This is a genomic window from Rhodococcus sp. IC4_135, from assembly GCF_011602025.1.
GTDB classification, from domain to species: domain Bacteria; phylum Actinomycetota; class Actinomycetes; order Mycobacteriales; family Mycobacteriaceae; genus Rhodococcus_F; species Rhodococcus_F baikonurensis.
This window is the reverse complement of the sequence record NZ_JAAOLG010000041.1, coordinates 1-17,189: the sequence shown is the minus strand read 5'-3', so window position 1 is coordinate 17,189 and position 17,189 is coordinate 1. Positions and strand designations below refer to the sequence as shown.

The following is a 17,189-nucleotide window of genomic DNA, read 5'->3' as shown; positions in this document are numbered from 1 at the left end:
ACGAACAAATCCCAACAAGGAGCGCACGTGGACGACGTCCTGGCAAGAGCCGGCATCTTCCAAGGAGTCGAGCCCTCAGCGGTAGCGGCGCTGACAAAGCAGCTGCAGCCCGTCGACTTCCCCCGTGGACATGTCATCTTCAACGAAGGTGAGCCCGGTGACCGCCTGTACATCATCGTGTCCGGCAAGGTGAAGATCGGTCGACGCTCACCCGACGGTCGCGAGAACCTGCTGACGATCATGGGCCCGTCCGACATGTTCGGCGAACTGTCCATCTTCGACCCCGGCCCCCGCACCTCGACGGCGACGACCGTCACCGAGGTTCGCGCCGTGAGCATGGATCGCGACGCTCTCAAGGCATGGATCCAGCAGCGCCCCGAGATCGCCGAGCAGCTGCTGCGCGTTCTCGCCCGCCGACTGCGTCGTACCAACAACACCCTGGCCGACTTGATCTTCACGGACGTTCCCGGCCGTGTCGCCAAGGCGCTCCTGCAGCTCGCGCAGCGCTTCGGCACTCAGGAAGGTGGCGCACTGCGCGTCACTCACGACCTCACGCAAGAAGAGATCGCCCAGCTCGTCGGCGCTTCCCGCGAGACCGTCAACAAGGCGCTCGCCGATTTCGCACACCGCGGATGGCTGCGCCTCGAAGGCAAGAGCGTCCTGATCTCGGATTCCGAGCGTCTGGCTCGTCGCGCACGCTAGTTCTTCCTTCTCGACTCTTTCGGCCGCTCCCGCACTATGCGTGGGCGGCCGAAGTCGTTTCCTGGACTCTTGTTGTACCTATCAGTAAAGTCTGTACCGATAGGTACACGCCCAACCGAGAGGCCATGTCATGACCGTCCGAGCACCGATTCCGCCTTTCACCCACGAAACCGCCGTCCAGAAGGTCCGCCTCGCCGAGGACGGCTGGAATTCGCGCGATCCGCAGAAGGTGTCACTCGCCTACACGCCGGACAGTTGGTGGCGCAATCGGTCCACGTTCGTCATCGGCCGATCCGAGATCGTCGAACTTCTGACCGAGAAGTGGACCCGCGAGCTGGACTACCGCCTGATCAAAGAACTGTGGGCCCACGACGGCGACCGCATCGCGGTTCGATTTGCCTACGAGTGGCACGATCACGACGGGCAGTGGTTCCGCTCCTACGGCAACGAGAACTGGGAGTTCGACGCCGACGGCCTCATGCACCACCGTCATGCCTGCATCAACGACGTCGCCATCGCGGAGAACGACCGAAAGTTCTTCTGGGATTCGACAGGACCACGCCCGCAGGATCATCCAGGCCTGAGCGAGCTGGGCCTGTAATGGAATGGGCCTGTAATGGAAGGATGAATCCATGGTCAGACAGGTAGCTGAACGCTCCGACACGATTCCCGCGCTCGCGAACGTGTTCCGCACCTACGGGTTCGACGGAGCAAGCCTGGCCGTCATCACCGAACACACCGGGTTGGGCAAAGGCAGTCTCTACAACTTCTTTCCGCGCGGGAAGGAAGAAATGGCCGAGGCGGTGCTCGACGAGGTCGCCGGATGGTTTCGCGCCGAAGTCTTCGAACCGCTTCGAGCAGAGTCGGTTCCACCGAGTCAGCGTGTCCAGAGCATGTTCGTTACCGTGGCCGACTACTTTCGGTCCGGGCAACGCATTTGCCTGTTCGGCGCATTTGCACTCGGTGAAGAGCGAAGCCGCTTCGGTACCAAGGTGAGAACCTACTTCGACGAGTGGACAGTCGCTCTCGCGGCGGCACTCGCCGGCGCCGAAGATTCCATCGGACTCGCCGAAGTAGCCGTGGCCGGGATCCAAGGCGCAATCGTGATGTCTCGAGCGCTGGACGACAGCGCCGTATACAGCCGAGTGACGACGAAACTCGAAGATCGACTGATGCAGACACTCACGCCGTAACGCATACCGCACGACCGCAAAGGCATTTGTGCCACGGCATCCACCTGGCATGCTCGAAAAGGCACGCACAAGACGAAAGGAACCCATGCTCTCGTCCGAGACGGTGATCGCATCCACGGCTTCGGGGAAGATCCGCGGCCGAAAGCGTGACGGTTCCTACTACTTCGGTGCGATCCCCTATGCCCGCGCGGGGCGTTTCGAGAAACCTCGCCCGGTGGAACCGTTCTCCGACGTCTTCGACGCCACGGCTCTCGGAACGGTATTCCCCCAACCACCTTCACGTCTCGAACGGATCATGGGACCGCCGCTCCCCGAACCGGAGCTCAGCGAGGACAGCTTCACCGTCACGGTCACAACCCCGTCGCTGAACGGTCGCCGCCCGGTGATGGTGTGGCTGCACGGCGGCGGATACTCCAGTGGCGGCGGCTCCCTCCCCTGGTACGACGGCGGGGCTTTGTCAGCCGCGGGCGACGTCGTCGTGGTGTCGGTCAACTATCGCGTCGGTGTGCTCGGATACCTCCTCCTCGACGGCGTCAGCGAAGGCAATCTCGGGGTCCACGATCAGATCGCGGCGCTCGAGTGGGTACGCGAGAACATCGAGGCATTCGGTGGCGACCCCGATTCGGTCACCGTATTCGGGCAGTCGGCCGGCGCTCATTCCATTGTGAATCTGTTGGGCAGTAACAACTCTCGAACTCTGTTCCGTCGAGCAATTCTGCAGAGCACCCCGCGGCCGGACCTCAACTTCACGCAGGCTGCCGCGATAGAGAACGGTGAAACGTTTGCCCGACTGCTCGACGGAGATCCTCGGACCGCGCCACTTTCCCACATCCTCGACGCATTCCGCGGCACGGCAATCGAGTTCAGCCGGCGGTCCCCCAATGTCGTGCATCCGCCCTTCGCACCGATTTCCGAACTGGAACCCGTGACCCGGACCTTCGACGCAGCGCCTGACGTCATCGTGGGATACACCCGCGACGAGGGATCCGCTTTCCTGCGCGACGTGGCGGGAGCACCCGATCCCGAACGCGTCGCCGAAAAAGCACTGACACAGAACATGTTTGCCGAGCCGGCGATGGAGCTGGCCGATGCCTTCACCACGGCCGGCGCGTCGGTGTACACGTATCGCTTCGACTGGGCACCGACGGAAGACGTCTTCGGAGCCACCCACTGCATCGAACTACCCTTCGTGTTGGGAACCGAGCAGTCCTGGCAGGGCTCACCGATGCTGGGCAGCAGCGACTGGCAGAGCATCGACGCACTGGGCCGACGGATACGCCGGCACTGGACGTCGTTTGCGCACACGGGAAGTCCGGACAACAGCGAAACGTGGGAGAAGTACACCTCGGCCCAACCGATCGGAATCACCTTCTCCTGAGCAACTTCGGGCGCCTACCCACTCGCCGCAATCCCGTCTAGGATTGCTCCATGGACATGCCCAAGCTCCTCGACGGGCGACTCAAACTCCGCCATCTACTGCTCGTCGACGCGTTGAGCCGTCAGGGCAGTGTGGTCGGTGCCGCTGCTGCACTTCACATCACACAACCCGTCGCGACCCGCAGTCTGCACGACATCGAGTCCATTCTCGGTGTCTCGCTCTTCGATCGCGGCCCACGCGGAATCACCCCGACCATTTTCGGCGAGGCCTTCACAACTCATGCGCGGGCCGTGATCGCGCAGCTGACCGAAGCCGGGCGGCACGTCGTCGAACTTGCCGACGCCAATCGCGGAACGGTCATCGTGGGAACACATCTCGCCGGATCCAACGTGCTGCTTCCCGGCGCCATCGCACGCCTGAAGGTTCACCACCCGCTGCTCACCGTCGTCGTGCGCGAAGGTACGCCCGAACAGTTGCTCACCGATCTGGAAGCGGGCCGAATCGACCTGATCGTCGGCCGGCTCACCTCACCTACCGATGACACCGCGATACGACGGAACCTCTACGCCGAATCCGTCGAACTCGTCACCCGCGTGGATCACCCGCTCGCTCTTCGTGAGGACGTCCAACTCGAAGAGTTGCGCGGCTTCCCCTGGATCCTGCCCGGGGTCGAGACAGTGCTCCGCCGCGAGCTGGAGGAGTTCTTCGCCCGCAACGGCTTGCCGTTGCCCGAAAATCGGGTCGAGGCAACCTCTTTCCTCACCGTGCGTCAACTGCTGGTCGAGACCGACATGATCGCGGTACTGCCGAGCCTCATCCCCCGCGACGACGCGCGCTTGACCACCCTGTCCATCACACTCGATCCGATCGGGCACAGCGTCGGCATCACATCGTCGGCGACTCGCACGTCGAGTCCGTCCGCTCAGGCCCTCATCGCGACGCTGGAGTCCTTTGCAGCCGAGCTCATGCGACCGTGAAACGCCGATCGGCCCGTTCCCTCCAGGGGGAACGGGCCGATCGGATCAATCCGGTACTCAGGCGTTTTCGGAGACGCGAATTTCCTCGTGCTCCAAGCCCCGCGACGAATCGGGGACAATCTTGAACAGGGCGATGGCGCCGACCAGGCTGATCGTGCACACCCCGGCGAGATACCAGGTCACACCTGCCGAAGATCCAGTGGCGTCGAGCAGAGCCGTGGCGATCATCGGTGCCAGTCCACCGCCGAGAATCGCACCACTCTGGAGGATCAGAGACGAGCCGGAATAGCGGACCTTGGCCGGGAAGGTGTCGGCGATGATGCTGCCCTGGACACAATGTGTGACCGGAACGATCAGGCCCATACCCAGGAACGCGATGACGGCGACCATTTTGTTCTCGGTGTTGAGGAGCGGGAAGAACACGATGCACCACAACAGGATTGCGGCTGATCCGCCGATGAACATGTGTCGACGCCCGTACTTGTCGGCGATCTTGGTCCAGAACGGGATGGAAAGGAACCACAGGACTGCGGCAGCGGTCACGCTGAGCACGAGGAACTGCTTGTCGTAGCCCAGATGTTGCGTGCCGTACGACAGAGTGAACACCATGAAGGCGTACGCCACGGCGGAGTTCGCCAAGCACGCGGCAAGCGTGAGAGACAAACGGGGGAAGCCGACCTTGAGCGACTCACGCAGCGGGAAGCGAACTATTTCGCCCTTCTCCATGACCCCGGCAAATGACGGCGACTCGGTGACGCGCAGGCGGATCACCAAACCGATCGCCACCAGAACGAAGCTCAGCAGGAAGGGGATTCGCCAACCCCACGACGCGAATGCGGAGTCCGACATCACGGCGTTGGTCGTCAGGAAAATGCCGTTGGCGAGAACCAGTCCGGCAGGTGTGCCCATCTGCGGGAAACCTGCATACAGATTCTTCTGCCCGGCAGGCGCATGCTCCATCGACATGAGTGTCGCGCCGGCGCCTTCACCGCCAAGACCGATGCCCTGAACGACGCGCATGGCCACCAGGAGGACGGGTGCCCAGAACCCGATGGAGTCGTAGTTCGGGATGAGGCCGATGAGTGTGGACCCGACGCCCATCATCACCAGCGAGACCACGAGCGTGGCCTTGCGCCCGATGCGGTCACCGAAGTGCCCGAACACGAGTCCACCTACCGGCCGTGCGATGAACCCGACGGCGAAGGTGCTGAAGGCAGCCAGCGTGCCGGCCGTGGGGCTCAGGCTCGGAAAGAATTGTTTGTTGAAGATCAGCGCGGCGGCTGTGCCGTAGAGGAAGAAGTCGTACCATTCGAGAGTTGTGCCGGCCAGGGTTGCCATGGCAACTCGGCTGCGGGCAGCTTTCTCCGGCAACGGCTTTCCGTCACTCGTCGTGCTGTTGGATATCTTGTCTGACATCGCGGAACCTATCGATTGGATGGGGCAGGCGGACGATGAAATCTGTAGTCACCGACCCCGTCTTCGGGATTGTCGGCATCACGAGCGTCGTCGATCGTTGTGTTTGGAATTGTGCTCGCTCGAGACATGACTCACAAATGCCGAATTCACCGTCCGCCATACCGGAAAGGGTATAGCCGGGGCCTCAGGCGAGACCCAGGAAGCGTTCGGCATTCCCCCGCGAAATCAGTTGGCGCGCAGTATCGTCCAAGAACTCACTCTTGCGAACCACCTCACCGACCGGACGCTCCCCCAAGGGGTACGGGTAATCGCTACCCACCATCACACGGTCCACCCCCACCGTGTCCACCAACAGTCGCAGCGCACGCTCGTCGAAGACGACGGAATCCACGTAGAACCTTCCCAGGTAGTGCGAAGGAGGGAACTCCGACGTACCGATGATGTCGTTGCGGCCGTGCCAGGCGTTTTCCATCCGTCCCAACCAGAACGCGAAAGATCCACCACCGTGCGCAAATCCGATCTTCAGGCGATCGTCGATCTTGTCGAACACTCCACCGAGAATCAGTGCGAGTATCGACAGGTGCGTTTCGGCCGGCATCGCGGTGAGCCACTGCGCCATCCACCGGTCGAGACGCGGGGAGTTGGCCATGTCCCACGGGTGCACGAAGACGGGCACGTCCAGCGACGCACAGTGTTGCAGGAACGTCACCACGCCCTCGCTGTCGAGGTCCAGATCGCCGACATGATTGCCGATCTCGACACCGCGGTGCCCGTTCGCGATGCACCGCTCCAACTCACGGCACGCTGCGTCGGTGTCCTGCAGAGGCACCTGGCAGAACGGAATCAACCGATCCTTCGCCGGCTCCACGATCTCGAGTGCGAGGTCGTTGAAGATCCGTGCAATGCGGCTTGCCTGCTCACCGCTCCGGCCGTAGTTGAAAAACGCCGGAGTAGGTGAGACGACCTGCGTCTGCACGCCGTCGGCATCCATGTCCCGAAGCCGCACCTCGGCGTCCCAGGCATCGGACTGGATGCGGCGGAACTCCTTGGTGCCCATCATGATCATTGCTTCGGTTTCCGACTCGACCTTCAGCCACGGCGCTTGCGGCCCCGCGTCTTCGGTCAGATCCGGCCACCCGTTTGGCACGTAATGGGTGTGGATGTCGATCAGGTTGCTCATAGCTCAGCCCTTGCCGGGATGGAGCGTGCCGCACTTGTCACACGTGCGGGCTTCTTCGCTCTCGTAGAACTTGACGAACACCGGCGGCAGGTCGGCCACGATGTCGCGCACCTGAAGTTCGACCTCGTGAATCTTGTGGTCGCATTCGAGGCAGTACCACTGGAACTTCTCGAGCGTGCCTTCCTTGCGGACGCGTTCGATGACCAGGCCGATCGAGCCCGCGGTGGGACGCTGGGGCGAATGCGGAATGTCTCCTGGCAGCAACCAGGTTTCGCCCTCCCGAATGTCGACACGCTGAGGACCGTCTTCGGTCATCACGTTGACGTGGATGTCGCCTTCGAGCTGGTAGAACCACTCCTCGTACGGATCGAGGTGATAGTCGGTCCGCTGGTTGGGGCCGCCGACGACCTGCACGATGAAGTCGTCTCCGAGCGCCATCGTCTGATTGTTCACTGGCGGCTGCAGCAGGTGGCGGTTGTCGTCGATCCACTTCTTGAAGTCGATGACGGGAGGAATCGTGGTCATGATGCATTCTCCGTATCTTCGGACGCCGAGCGCTTGGAGGCGGGCACGTACGCCACGCCGGAAATTTCGATGAGCAGGTGAGGGTGGGGCAGTTGGTGAACAGCCACAGTCGTTCTCGTCGGACCGTTTTCGTCGAACAGTTCGGCGTACACCTCGTTGTATCCGCCGAAGTCGTTCATCGACACCAGGTAGGAGGTGACCTGAACCAGATCACTGAGTTCTCCGCCCACTTCGGCGAGGATTGCCGCGATGTTTTCGATGACGGCACGGGTCTGGGCCCGAATGTCGAGCGCCGTCGTCCCCATCTCGTCGACCTCGACGCCGACAAACGTGTTGTCGGGCCGACGCGAGCTGGTACCGGAGACGTAGACGAAGTCACCGACCACCTTGACATGCGGGAACTTTCCGCGCGGCTTTGCCAGCTTCTCGATGACCTGCGCCCCACTCATCGCTTCACACATTTCACCGTGACGGTTCCGAGGCCGTCGATGGTGCACTGGGCGACGCCCTCGTCGAGTCGCACAGCTGCGGTGGCGGCACCGGCCAGAATTACCTGACCGGCGCGCAACGGAATTCGGCGTCGACGCGCGATGTCGAGCAGTGCATGCAAAGCTCGCGCCGGATCGCCGAGAATGGCCGCCGTGGTTCCGAGTGCCGTCTCGCCGCCGACTTCCATACGCACGGAACGGTCCTCGACGTTCTGCAGCGGCAGCCACCGCCCGATCACGTATCCGGCCGCGCTGGTGTTGTCGGCGACGACGTCGGTGTAGGTGAAGCGGAAGTCGCGGTAGCGCGAGTCGATGATCTCCATCGCCGGAGCCAGCGCGTCGACACAGCTTTCGATGTCGACGTTCGGATCGTCGAGATCGACGTCCTTCGACAGCCGGTATGCCACTTCGGGTTCGATCTTGGGATGAATGAACGTCCTCAGGTCGACTTCGCCGCCGTTGCTCACGCACATCGTGTCGGTCAGCTGACCGACGATCACTTCGGACACACCCATCTGCGCCATCTTCGCCTGACTGGTGAAGCCGAGCTTGATGCCCACAATCGATTCGCCACGGCTGGTGCGTCGTTCGAGGAGTTCGTTCTGGATCCGGTAGGCCTCGTCGATGTCGATGGTGTGTTCGTCGGCGAGGCTCGGGGTGTCGGTGCGACTCTGTTGAGCGTCGTCGAGGCGACGTGCGAGTGCGGATACGGTGTCTTCTTGGGCTGTCATCACGCCTCGCTCATTTCTGGAAAACTTTTGCGGTTTCGATGTTCACAGTTGCACACATACGTTCGTCGGTTCGGTGTAGAAGTGCAGCGAGGACTCGCCACCCTCACGTCCGATGCCGGACAAGCCCATACCGCCGAAGGGAGATCGCAGTTCACGGGTGAACCACGTGTTGACCCAGGAGATTCCGACGTTCATCTTCTGCGCGACGCGGTGTCCACGGCGCAGGTCGTTGGTCCACACAGAGGCAGCGAGGCCGTACTCGGTGTCGTTTGCCAGTGCGATCGCCTCGGCTTCGGTCTCGAACGGAATGAGTGCCGCAACGGGTCCGAAGATCTCCTCGCGCACGGCGCGATCCTTGTTGGTCAAACCCGTCCACAGGGTGGGTTCGATCCACGACCCGCCGGCAAGCTCCTGCCCGAGATCCGGAATGCCGCCACCGGTAAGCACTTTCGCACCCTCCTGCTCGGCGATCTCGAAGTAGTCGAGAACCTTCTTCCGGTGCGCCTGCGAGATGAGCGGTCCGGTCGTCGTTGCATCGAGCGTCGGGTCGCCCAGACGCAATCCTGCTGCCCGCTCGACGAGTCCACCGGCGATGTCGTCGAAAATACTGCGGTGCACGTACACCCGCTCGGTGCACAGGCAGACCTGGCCGGTGTTGGTGAACACCGACTTGGTCAGACCCGTCAACGCTTCGTCGATGTCGACGTCGTCGAAGACGATCGCGGCGTTCTTGCCTCCCAGTTCGAACGAGACCGGACGGACCCGCGGCGCAACGGTTTTCATGACATGCGAACCCGTTGCCGAAGATCCGGTGAAGGTGACGCCGTCGATGCCGGGGTGCGTGGTGAGGAACTCGCCGGCGGAGTTCGCACCGAACCCGTGGACGACGTTGTAGACGCCGGCAGGCAGGCCTACTTCTTCGAGTACCTCGGCCAGCAACGACGCAGTCGCCGGGGTTTCCTCGGAGGGCTTGACCACCACGGAGTTTCCGCACGCGAGCGCGGGCGCGACCTTCCAGGTCAGGAGAAGCAGCGGCAAGTTCCACGGAACGATCACGGCGACGACGCCGAGCGGCTTGCGGATCGCGTAGTTCAGCGCCTGCTTGCCACCCGCGAGATCCGTGACAAACGATTCCTGTCCCGCTGCGGCGACGATGTCGGCGAAGGTGCGGAAGTTCGTCAGGGCGCGCGCGACGTCGAGTTCGCGTGCCTGCGTGATCGGCTTGCCGGTGTCCGCCATCTCTGCGGCGACGAACTCTTCGAATCGCTCCTCGATCCGGTCGGCGGCGCGTCGCAGCAGAGCCGTCCGCTCTCGAACCGGCGTATCGGCCCAACCGTTGCCCAGAGCGCGTCTGGCAGAGGTCACGGCCCGATCGACCAGGGCCTTGTCGGCCTCGTGGACCCGGGCGAGAACACGGCCCGTTGCCGGGTCGACCTGATCGAAGCTCGACGACTCGTCGGGTTCGACATAGGAGCCGTCCACGTAATTGCGGATCCATCCGTCGCATTGTGAGGTCATGGACTAACTATTGGCCCGTGACCCATATCAAACAAATGCAAAAACTGCCGCCAGCTATACCTCGATCGGCATAGATGGCGGCAGTTCGGTCAAACAACTCAGCCCGCTATGTCGGCGCCGAACGCCTCAGCGACGCAGATACGCCAACTGCACATTGACGGATTTCTCCGCCACCGGCCACAGCTTCGGGTCCACGTCGGAGTAGACGTGCTCGACAACGTCGCGAACCGAGGCCGACTCCCCCAACGTCGACAGAGCGGCTCGCACCTGGTCCAGACGCTCCTCGCGGTGAGCCAGGTACTGCTGCGAAATCGTCTGCAGATCGGGTAGGTCCGGACCGTGCCCGGGCAGAACCGTCAGTCCTTCGCCGAGTGCGGCCAGGGATCGCAGCGAGGTGAGGTAGTCCCCCAGATCACCGTCGGAATCGTCGAGGACTGCCGTGCCGCGGCCGAGAATGGTGTCGCCCGTCAGCACGCTCGCGTCGTTCTCGACGACTATCGACACCGAGTCGGCGGTATGGCCCGGCGTCGCGAGAATCCGCAACTTCAGGCCCGCCACCTCGATCACTTCACCGTCGACAAGCGCCGAAGCGCCCCCGCGAAGAAAAGTGGGGTCGACGGAACGCACTGGAGCCGAAGTCAATTCATGGAAACGGTCCACCCCGCCGGTGTGGTCGTAGTGCCGGTGCGTGATCAAGGTCAGTGCTACCGGACCGATACCAGCGACACGTTGCAGGTGTTCCTCGTCGTTGTCGCCTGGATCGACGACAACACACTCGACGCTGCCGGGAGCATGCAGAATCCAGGTGTTCGTACCGTCCAGCGTCATCATGCCCGGATTGTTCTCGAGCAAGACCGAAGCGATGTCGGTGACGCGGCGAAGCTGCGCGTAGGCGGGATGGACCGTCGACATCAGCGAACTTCGACGATCAGTTCCACCTCGACCGGAGAGCCGAGGGGAAGTTCTGCCACACCGACTGCCGAACGAGCGTGGATACCGGCGTCGCCGAGCACCTCGCCGAGGAATTCGGAAGCGCCGTTGATCACGCCGGGCTGACCGGTGAATCCTTCGGCGGATGCCACGAAGCCGACAACCTTGACGACACGAACGACGTTGTCGATGCCGACCAGGGCGTCGATGGCAGCGAGAGCGTTGAGCGCGCAGGTGCGAGCCGCGGCCTTGGCGTCCTCATCCGACACGCCCGCGCCGAGCTTGCCGGTCAGCGTCAGTTTTCCGTCGACGAACGGGAGCTGACCCGACGTGTACACGTGGTTGCCGCTGCGAACCGCGGGAACGTACGCAGCGACGGGTGCCGCGACGGCGGGAAGTGCAATGCCCAGTTCGGCGAGACGCTCCGACCAGGTCTGTGTTGCCTCTGCCATGTGATTCAGCCCTTCGGACGCTTCATGTACGCGACGTGCTGCTCGCCCGACGCGCTCGGCAGGACTGCGACGAGCTCCCAGCCGTCGACACCCCAGTTGTCGAGAATTGCCTTCGGATTGTGGACCAGCAACGGAGTCACGGTGTATTCCCAGGAAGTTATTTCGCTCATGCGGTGAGCCTATCCCGCGTACATCTTCGGCCCCAGACTTATAGGCTCGCGGTGTGGTTGCATCCCAAGATGAGCTGAGCAGGACCTGGCCCGAGTCCGCGACGAAGGCCCGCCTGCACTTTGTGTCAGGTAAAGGCGGAACCGGTAAGTCCACGGTTGCCGCTGCGTTGGCGCTTGCGTTGGCCGAAGGCGGCAAGCGCGTTCTCCTCGTGGAGGTCGAGGGCCGCCAGGGAATCGCGCAGCTCTTCGACGTACCGCCGCTTCCACCGCAGGAGACCAAGGTCGCGGCCGCCGAAGGTGGCGGTGAAGTAATGGCTCTGGCCGTCGACATCGAGACCGCGTTCCTCGAATACCTCGAAATGTTCTACAACCTCGGCTTCGCCGGCCGGGCGATGCGTAAGTTCGGCGCCATCGAATTCGCCACCACCATCGCTCCCGGCCTTCGCGACGTTCTCCTCACCGGCAAGATCAAGGAGTGCGTCATCCGCACCGATCGAACCGGCAAACGCGTGTACGACGCCGTTGTCGTCGACGCTCCCCCGACCGGACGAATCGGCAGCTTCCTCGACGTCACCAAGGCGATGGCCGATCTTGCCAAGGGCGGCCCGGTGCACTCCCAGAGTGAAGGCGTCGTTCGGCTGCTGCACTCGCCGGAGACCGTCGTACATCTGGTTGCACTTCTCGAAGCGCTGCCCGTTCAGGAAACTGCCGACGCTGCCGCAGAACTGGCGCGTGACGACCTCAACCTCGGTGCCATCATCGTCAACCGCGCCAGCCCGAGGTTCTTGCCCGAAGATCAACTCTCCGGTGCTGCAGCCGGCAATATCGATGCAGCTTCGATCCGGTCGACGCTCTCCGATGTCGGCATCGATCTGTCGGACGACGACTTCGCCGGCCTGCTCACCGAGACGATCGAACACGCGTCGGTGCTCGAAGCTCAAGAATCCAGCGCCGAGAAGCTCCGCGAGATCGACGGGGCTCGGGTGCAACTCCCCGCACTCGCCGACGGCGTCGATCTCGGTGGACTGTACGAACTTGCCGAATACCTCACGGAACAGGGCGTGTGATGACCGAGACCACCGAGAACGTGACGGTCGGCAGTTCCAGGACCGGCCGACGCGCAGCTCCTGCCCTCGATATTTCGGCGATCATCAAGGACCCGACGGCCCGGATCGTGGTGTGTTGCGGCGCAGGTGGCGTCGGCAAGACCACGACGGCGGCGTCGCTGGCGTTGCGTGCCGCCGAAGAGGGCCGACGCGTAGTCGTACTCACCATCGATCCGGCCCGTCGCCTCGCACAGGCCTTGGGTGTGGCCGAACTCGACAACACTCCGCAGCCGGTGAAGCTGGGTCCCGAAGCCACGGGCGAACTGCACGCGATGATGCTGAACATGCGTCGGACTTTCGACGAGATGGTCATCGAACATTCGAGCCCTGAGAAGGCCGAGCAGATCCTGGCGAACCCCTTTTACCAAACCGTTGCCACATCGTTCTCCGGAACGCAGGAGTACATGGCGATGGAGAAGTTGGGGCAGCTGGCGTCGAACGACGCGTGGGATCTGGTGATCGTCGATACCCCGCCGTCCCGCAATGCGCTCGACTTCCTCGACGCTCCACAGAGGCTGGGAACATTCCTCGACGGACGGATGATCCGGCTGCTCTCGGCACCCGGCCGTGGCCTGACCAGGCTCGTGGCCGGCGCGATGGGATTGGCACTGAAGGGCGTCTCGACCATCGTGGGAAGCCAAATGCTTTCGGATGCATCGGCATTCGTACAGTCGCTGGACTCGATGTTCGGCGGTTTCCGTGAACGCGCCACGAAGACCTACGAGTTGCTGCGTCAGCCGGGGACTCATTTCCTGGTGATCGCAGCGGCCGAACCCGACGCTCTTCGCGAGGCGGCGTTCTTCGTCGATCGCCTTGCGGGTGATTCGATGCCGTTGGCCGGTTTGGTTCTCAACCGCACGCACCCGACGTTGACGGCTCTGCCTGCCGATCATGCAGTGACCGCCGCCGACAAACTGGAAGCGAAGGAAAATGCGACCGAGGCCGAAGCCCTCACCGCAGCCGTTCTCCGCATCCATGCCCATCGGGCCGTGATCGCGAAGCGAGAAATCGCCTTGCTGAGTCGATTCACCGCAGCTCACCCGAGGGTGCCGCTGATCGGTGTTCCGTCGCTACCGTTCGAGGTCTCGGACCTCGAGGCGCTGCGCGCGGTGGGAGATCAGCTCACTCGTAAGGGCTGATCCCCCCGATCGACCTGGATCAGACTGCTGAGTGATGCTGGCGCTGGTCTTCGAAGAACTCGGACCAGGAGTCGACGTCGGGGTGCTGCTTGAGCAGCGCACGGCGCTGACGTTCGGTCATTCCGCCCCACACACCGAACTCGACGCGATTGTCGAGCGCATCGGCTCCGCACTGCATGAGGACCGGGCAGTGACGGCAGATGGTGGCTGCCTTGCGCTGCGCGGCGCCACGAACAAAAAGTTGGTCGGGGTCGACCTCGCGGCATCGCGCCTTAGTTACCCAGGCAATTCGTGCCTCGGCCTGCTCGATGTCCAAACGGCTACTCGGGGTGGCTGTGTACATTCTGGGTCCCCTCTACAAAGTCTGACCGTCGCCATGAGGCGAGCAGCGCACCATCTCAGCCGTCCCCGCGGTAGCACGGTGAAAGCTGAGACACATTCGTGATCGAGTGTTACGTCGATCACACTGATCACAATTTAGGTAAAGAACGCCCCTAACGCAAGACGGTCGGGGGCATTTTTTGGTACGGCAGTACAAAGCGCGTGTTCAGGAGGTTTTGAACACCCCCAAAACACTGAAACCGGTTCCAATGGGTGGGCACACGTACTCTGTAGATCGTGTCGATTGCAAAAACAGTGGCGAAGCTCGCCGGAAGCTCCGCATTGGCGGGTGTCCTGGTCGCAGGGGTGATGTTCCCGGTGGCCGGCGGATTCGGATTCGCGTCCAATCGCGCTGCCGATACCGTCGACAACGTCTCGGCCGAACTGGTCGAAGGCACGGTCCCCGCGGTGTCTACCATGGTCGATGCGGCAGGCAATCCCATTGCCTGGCTGTACGACCAACGACGCTTCGAAGTCCCGAGCGAGAAGATCTCCAACAACATGAAGTTGGCGATCGTCTCCATCGAGGACCGCCGGTTCCCCGACCACAAGGGCGTCGACTGGCAGGGAACGCTGCGCGCCTTCCTCACCAACACGACGACCGGTGAAGTGCAGCAGGGCGCGTCGACACTCGATCAGCAGTATGTGAAGAACTACCAGCTGTTAGTCGTGGCCAAGACGGATGCCGAGCGCCGCGCCGCCATCGAGACCACCCCGGCCCGAAAGATCCGCGAGATCCGGATGGCCCTGACGCTGGACAAGGAACTCACGAAAGACGAGATCCTCACCCGATACCTCAACCTCGTACCGTTCGGCAACGGATCCTTCGGCATCCAGGACGCGGCCCAGACCTACTTCGGCGTCGATGCCGCAGATCTGACCGTTCCCCAGTCGGCGATGTTGGCCGGCATGGTTCAGTCCAGCTCCGCTCTGAACCCGTACACGAACGTCGAGGGCGTGACCGAGCGTCGTAACACCGTTCTCGACACCATGATCACGAACATTCCGGATCGTGCCGACGAGTTCCGCGCAGCCAAGGAAGAGCCCCTCGGCGTCCTGGAAACCCCCAACAACTTGCCGCGCGGCTGCATCGCTGCGGGCGATCGCGGATTCTTCTGCGACTACGCACTGAAGTACCTCTCGGACGCCGGAATCACGCGCGACCAGATCAACGAGGGTGGTTACCTCATCAAGACCACTCTCGATCCGCAGGTCCAGGCGTCCACCAAGGCCGGCCTGAATGCGAACGCGAGTGCCAACCTCGACGGCATCGCGAACGTGATGAACGTGATCCGGCCGGGCCAGGATTCACACAAGGTCATCGCGATGGCCAGCAGTCGCACGTACGGCCTCAATGCCGACGCCGACGAAACCGTCCAGGCGCAGCCGTACTCCCTCGCCGGTGACGGTGCGGGCTCCGTCTTCAAGATCTTCACGACGGCTGCGGCGATGGAGAAGGGCCTCGGCATCAACGCGACGCTGGACGTGCCCAAGCGCTTCGAAGCCAAGGGCATGGGTAGCGGTGGTGCGGCCGGCTGCCCGGTCTCGACGTACTGCGTGGAGAACGCCGGCAACTACCCACCGACGCTGTCCGTGACCGACGCACTGGCACAGTCCCCCAACACCGCTTTCGTCAAGCTCATCGAGGCGACCGGCGTCACGCCGACGGTCGACATGGCTGTCCGTCTCGGCATGCGCTCGTACGCCGATCCCAACACCTCGGGCTTCGACGAGCGCAGCATGGCCGACTTCCAGAAGGAACAGAACCTCGGTTCGTTCACCCTCGGCCCCACCTGGATCAACCCGCTCGAACTCTCCAACGTCGCGGCCACCCTCGCCTCGCACGGCAAGTGGTGCCCGCCGAGTCCCATCGATTCGGTCTTCGACCGCTACGGCAAGCCGGTGGCCGTCACCGAGCAGGGCTGTGAGCAAGTTGTCGAGCCCGGCCTGGCAGACACACTCGCCAACGCCATGAGCCGTGACGACGTCGGCGCCGGTACGTCGGCCGGTGCCGCGAGTAGCGCCGGATGGAGCCTGCCGATGTCGGGCAAGACCGGTACCACCGAGACCCACAAGTCCTCGGCGTTCCTCGGCTTCACCAACAACCTCGCCGCAGCCGTCTACATCTTCGGCGACTCCCCGACGCCCGGCGAGATCTGCTCGAGCCCGCTGCGCCCCTGCTACAGCGGCAACCTGTACGGCGGTACCGAACCGGCGAGATCCTGGTTCGCGGCAATGAACCCGGTCGCCAACAACTTCGGGCCCACCTCGCTGCCTCCGATCGACGAGAAGTACGCACGGGGATCACAGAACGGCCAGGTTCCCGAGGTTGTCGGCCTGAGCCAGTCGGCCGCGACGTCCCGCCTGCAGGCGTCCGGCTTCACGGTCAATTCCGTGACCACGGCGTCCGGAGCACGGGCGGGAACGGTTACCGGAGTTTCGCCGTCCGGGTCCGCGATCCCGGGTTCGACCGTCACGATCTACATCAGTGACGGTTCCGTGAGGGCTCCGGCAGCACCCGCATCCCCCGCAGCCCCGGCGGCCCCGGCACCGGGCGCGACTCCCCCGGATGCGACTCCGCCCGGAGGCGAACCCGCACCGCCTGCGGGGACCCCGCCGAACTGACGGCCCTGAAAACTGACGGCTCTGAAAACAAGAACGGCCGCGATCTCCGAGTGACTCGGAGATCGCGGCCGTTTTCGGGCTGGTGGCGCGCTACTACAGGCGGGACTTCACTGCTGCAGAGATACGAGCGCCATCGGCCTTGCCCTTGGCCAGCGCGCTGGCGGCCTTGATGACCTGGCCCATCTGACGCATCCCCGGACGCTCGCCGAGCTCCTCGGAAACCTGAGCGAGGGCGGTGTCGACGACGTCGACGAGTTCGGCGTCGGTCAACGGCGTCG

19 protein-coding genes are annotated in these 17,189 nt (G+C 63.2%); 8 read left to right on the top strand and 11 right to left on the bottom strand.

Features of this window, described 5'->3' with window-relative positions:
* The first annotated feature begins 27 nt into the window (after positions 1 to 27).
* The 5 genes from G8767_RS31920 (at position 28) to G8767_RS31900 (ending at position 4,250) form a co-directional block, all read left to right on the top strand.
* The gene (locus tag G8767_RS31920; RefSeq protein ID WP_003943506.1) at positions 28 to 702 is read left to right on the top strand and encodes a Crp/Fnr family transcriptional regulator; all 675 of its coding nucleotides are present in this window, start codon (positions 28 to 30) and stop codon (positions 700 to 702) included.
* A 130-nt stretch (positions 703 to 832) separates the two neighbouring features.
* The gene (locus G8767_RS31915; RefSeq protein WP_124566757.1) at positions 833 to 1,303 is read left to right on the top strand and encodes a nuclear transport factor 2 family protein; all 471 of its coding nucleotides are present in this window, start codon (positions 833 to 835) and stop codon (positions 1,301 to 1,303) included.
* A 31-nt stretch (positions 1,304 to 1,334) separates the two neighbouring features.
* Positions 1,335 to 1,895 (top strand): TetR/AcrR family transcriptional regulator, encoded by a 561-nt coding sequence (locus tag G8767_RS31910; RefSeq protein WP_166813878.1) that lies wholly within the window; start codon positions 1,335 to 1,337, stop codon positions 1,893 to 1,895.
* Positions 1,896 to 1,980: 85 nt separating this feature from the next.
* Complete coding sequence (locus G8767_RS31905) at positions 1,981 to 3,273, top strand: carboxylesterase family protein (protein WP_166813876.1); 1,293 nt, start codon at positions 1,981 to 1,983, stop codon at positions 3,271 to 3,273.
* Between the two features lie 50 nt (positions 3,274 to 3,323).
* Complete coding sequence (locus G8767_RS31900; RefSeq protein ID WP_095973490.1) at positions 3,324 to 4,250, top strand: LysR substrate-binding domain-containing protein; 927 nt, start codon at positions 3,324 to 3,326, stop codon at positions 4,248 to 4,250.
* 57 nt (positions 4,251 to 4,307) lie between these two features.
* Here the strand turns inward: G8767_RS31900 and G8767_RS31895 are convergent, their stop codons facing one another.
* From G8767_RS31895 to G8767_RS31855, 9 genes are all read right to left on the bottom strand, one after another.
* A complete protein-coding gene (locus G8767_RS31895; RefSeq protein WP_124566754.1) occupies positions 4,308 to 5,666 on the bottom strand; it encodes an MFS transporter in 1,359 nt (452 codons plus the stop codon).
* A 184-nt stretch (positions 5,667 to 5,850) separates the two neighbouring features.
* The gene (locus G8767_RS31890; RefSeq protein WP_124566753.1) at positions 5,851 to 6,846 is read right to left on the bottom strand and encodes an amidohydrolase family protein; all 996 of its coding nucleotides are present in this window, start codon (positions 6,844 to 6,846) and stop codon (positions 5,851 to 5,853) included.
* A gap of 3 nt (positions 6,847 to 6,849) precedes the next feature.
* Complete coding sequence (locus G8767_RS31885; RefSeq protein WP_003943511.1) at positions 6,850 to 7,371, bottom strand: 3-hydroxyanthranilate 3,4-dioxygenase; 522 nt, start codon at positions 7,369 to 7,371, stop codon at positions 6,850 to 6,852.
* Complete coding sequence (locus tag G8767_RS31880) at positions 7,368 to 7,820, bottom strand: RidA family protein (protein WP_019746612.1); 453 nt, start codon at positions 7,818 to 7,820, stop codon at positions 7,368 to 7,370. Before G8767_RS31880 ends, G8767_RS31885 begins: the two co-directional genes overlap by 4 nt.
* Complete coding sequence (locus G8767_RS31875; protein WP_166813874.1) at positions 7,817 to 8,590, bottom strand: 4-oxalocrotonate decarboxylase; 774 nt, start codon at positions 8,588 to 8,590, stop codon at positions 7,817 to 7,819. The genes G8767_RS31880 and G8767_RS31875 overlap by 4 nt, the downstream gene beginning before the upstream one ends.
* Before the next feature lie 42 nt (positions 8,591 to 8,632).
* Complete coding sequence (locus G8767_RS31870) at positions 8,633 to 10,108, bottom strand: 2-hydroxymuconic semialdehyde dehydrogenase (protein ID WP_095973774.1); 1,476 nt, start codon at positions 10,106 to 10,108, stop codon at positions 8,633 to 8,635.
* 126 nt (positions 10,109 to 10,234) lie between these two features.
* Positions 10,235 to 11,020: an MBL fold metallo-hydrolase gene (locus G8767_RS31865; RefSeq protein WP_095969666.1), complete on the bottom strand. Its 786-nt coding sequence runs from the start codon at positions 11,018 to 11,020 to the stop codon at positions 10,235 to 10,237.
* Complete coding sequence (locus tag G8767_RS31860; protein WP_095969665.1) at positions 11,020 to 11,490, bottom strand: RidA family protein; 471 nt, start codon at positions 11,488 to 11,490, stop codon at positions 11,020 to 11,022. The genes G8767_RS31865 and G8767_RS31860 overlap by 1 nt, the downstream gene beginning before the upstream one ends.
* A 5-nt stretch (positions 11,491 to 11,495) precedes the next feature.
* Positions 11,496 to 11,660: a hypothetical protein gene (locus G8767_RS31855; RefSeq protein ID WP_003943454.1), complete on the bottom strand. Its 165-nt coding sequence runs from the start codon at positions 11,658 to 11,660 to the stop codon at positions 11,496 to 11,498.
* 53 nt (positions 11,661 to 11,713) lie between these two features.
* Between G8767_RS31855 and G8767_RS31850 the strand changes: the two genes are divergently transcribed.
* Together G8767_RS31850 and G8767_RS31845 are read left to right on the top strand one after the other, a co-directional pair.
* Entirely contained in the window at positions 11,714 to 12,727 is a 1,014-nt protein-coding gene (locus G8767_RS31850) for an ArsA-related P-loop ATPase (RefSeq protein ID WP_037130910.1), read from the top strand.
* Positions 12,727 to 13,905, top strand: a complete 1,179-nt coding sequence (locus tag G8767_RS31845) for an ArsA family ATPase (RefSeq protein WP_007732380.1) — start codon at positions 12,727 to 12,729, stop codon at positions 13,903 to 13,905. Before G8767_RS31850 ends, G8767_RS31845 begins: the two co-directional genes overlap by 1 nt.
* A gap of 19 nt (positions 13,906 to 13,924) precedes the next feature.
* Here the strand turns inward: G8767_RS31845 and G8767_RS31840 are convergent, their stop codons facing one another.
* A complete protein-coding gene (locus G8767_RS31840; protein ID WP_019746605.1) occupies positions 13,925 to 14,248 on the bottom strand; it encodes a WhiB family transcriptional regulator in 324 nt (107 codons plus the stop codon).
* Positions 14,249 to 14,541: 293 nt separating this feature from the next.
* Between G8767_RS31840 and G8767_RS31835 the strand changes: the two genes are divergently transcribed.
* A complete protein-coding gene (locus G8767_RS31835; RefSeq protein ID WP_003943525.1) occupies positions 14,542 to 16,911 on the top strand; it encodes a transglycosylase domain-containing protein in 2,370 nt (789 codons plus the stop codon).
* Between the two features lie 93 nt (positions 16,912 to 17,004).
* On the opposite strand, the gene G8767_RS31830 is transcribed toward G8767_RS31835, so the two are convergent.
* On the bottom strand, positions 17,005 to 17,189 hold a 185-nt coding region (locus tag G8767_RS31830; RefSeq protein ID WP_166813872.1), incomplete at its 5' end, for a GatB/YqeY domain-containing protein.

Coding starts and splice junctions, on each gene's coding strand:
- G8767_RS31915 (WP_124566757.1), top strand. CDS start 833: ATGACCGTCCGAGCACCGATTCCGCCTTTCACCCACGAAACCGCCGTC.
- G8767_RS31910 (WP_166813878.1), top strand. CDS start 1,335: ATGGTCAGACAGGTAGCTGAACGCTCCGACACGATTCCCGCGCTCGCG.
- G8767_RS31905 (WP_166813876.1), top strand. CDS start 1,981: ATGCTCTCGTCCGAGACGGTGATCGCATCCACGGCTTCGGGGAAGATC.
- G8767_RS31900 (WP_095973490.1), top strand. CDS start 3,324: ATGGACATGCCCAAGCTCCTCGACGGGCGACTCAAACTCCGCCATCTA.
- G8767_RS31895 (WP_124566754.1), bottom strand. CDS start 5,666: ATGTCAGACAAGATATCCAACAGCACGACGAGTGACGGAAAGCCGTTG.
- G8767_RS31890 (WP_124566753.1), bottom strand. CDS start 6,846: ATGAGCAACCTGATCGACATCCACACCCATTACGTGCCAAACGGGTGG.
- G8767_RS31885 (WP_003943511.1), bottom strand. CDS start 7,371: ATGACCACGATTCCTCCCGTCATCGACTTCAAGAAGTGGATCGACGAC.
- G8767_RS31880 (WP_019746612.1), bottom strand. CDS start 7,820: ATGAGTGGGGCGCAGGTCATCGAGAAGCTGGCAAAGCCGCGCGGAAAG.
- G8767_RS31875 (WP_166813874.1), bottom strand. CDS start 8,590: ATGACAGCCCAAGAAGACACCGTATCCGCACTCGCACGTCGCCTCGAC.
- G8767_RS31870 (WP_095973774.1), bottom strand. CDS start 10,108: ATGACCTCACAATGCGACGGATGGATCCGCAATTACGTGGACGGCTCC.
- G8767_RS31865 (WP_095969666.1), bottom strand. CDS start 11,020: ATGTCGACGGTCCATCCCGCCTACGCGCAGCTTCGCCGCGTCACCGAC.
- G8767_RS31860 (WP_095969665.1), bottom strand. CDS start 11,490: ATGGCAGAGGCAACACAGACCTGGTCGGAGCGTCTCGCCGAACTGGGC.
- G8767_RS31855 (WP_003943454.1), bottom strand. CDS start 11,660: ATGAGCGAAATAACTTCCTGGGAATACACCGTGACTCCGTTGCTGGTC.
- G8767_RS31845 (WP_007732380.1), top strand. CDS start 12,727: ATGACCGAGACCACCGAGAACGTGACGGTCGGCAGTTCCAGGACCGGC.
- G8767_RS31840 (WP_019746605.1), bottom strand. CDS start 14,248: ATGTACACAGCCACCCCGAGTAGCCGTTTGGACATCGAGCAGGCCGAG.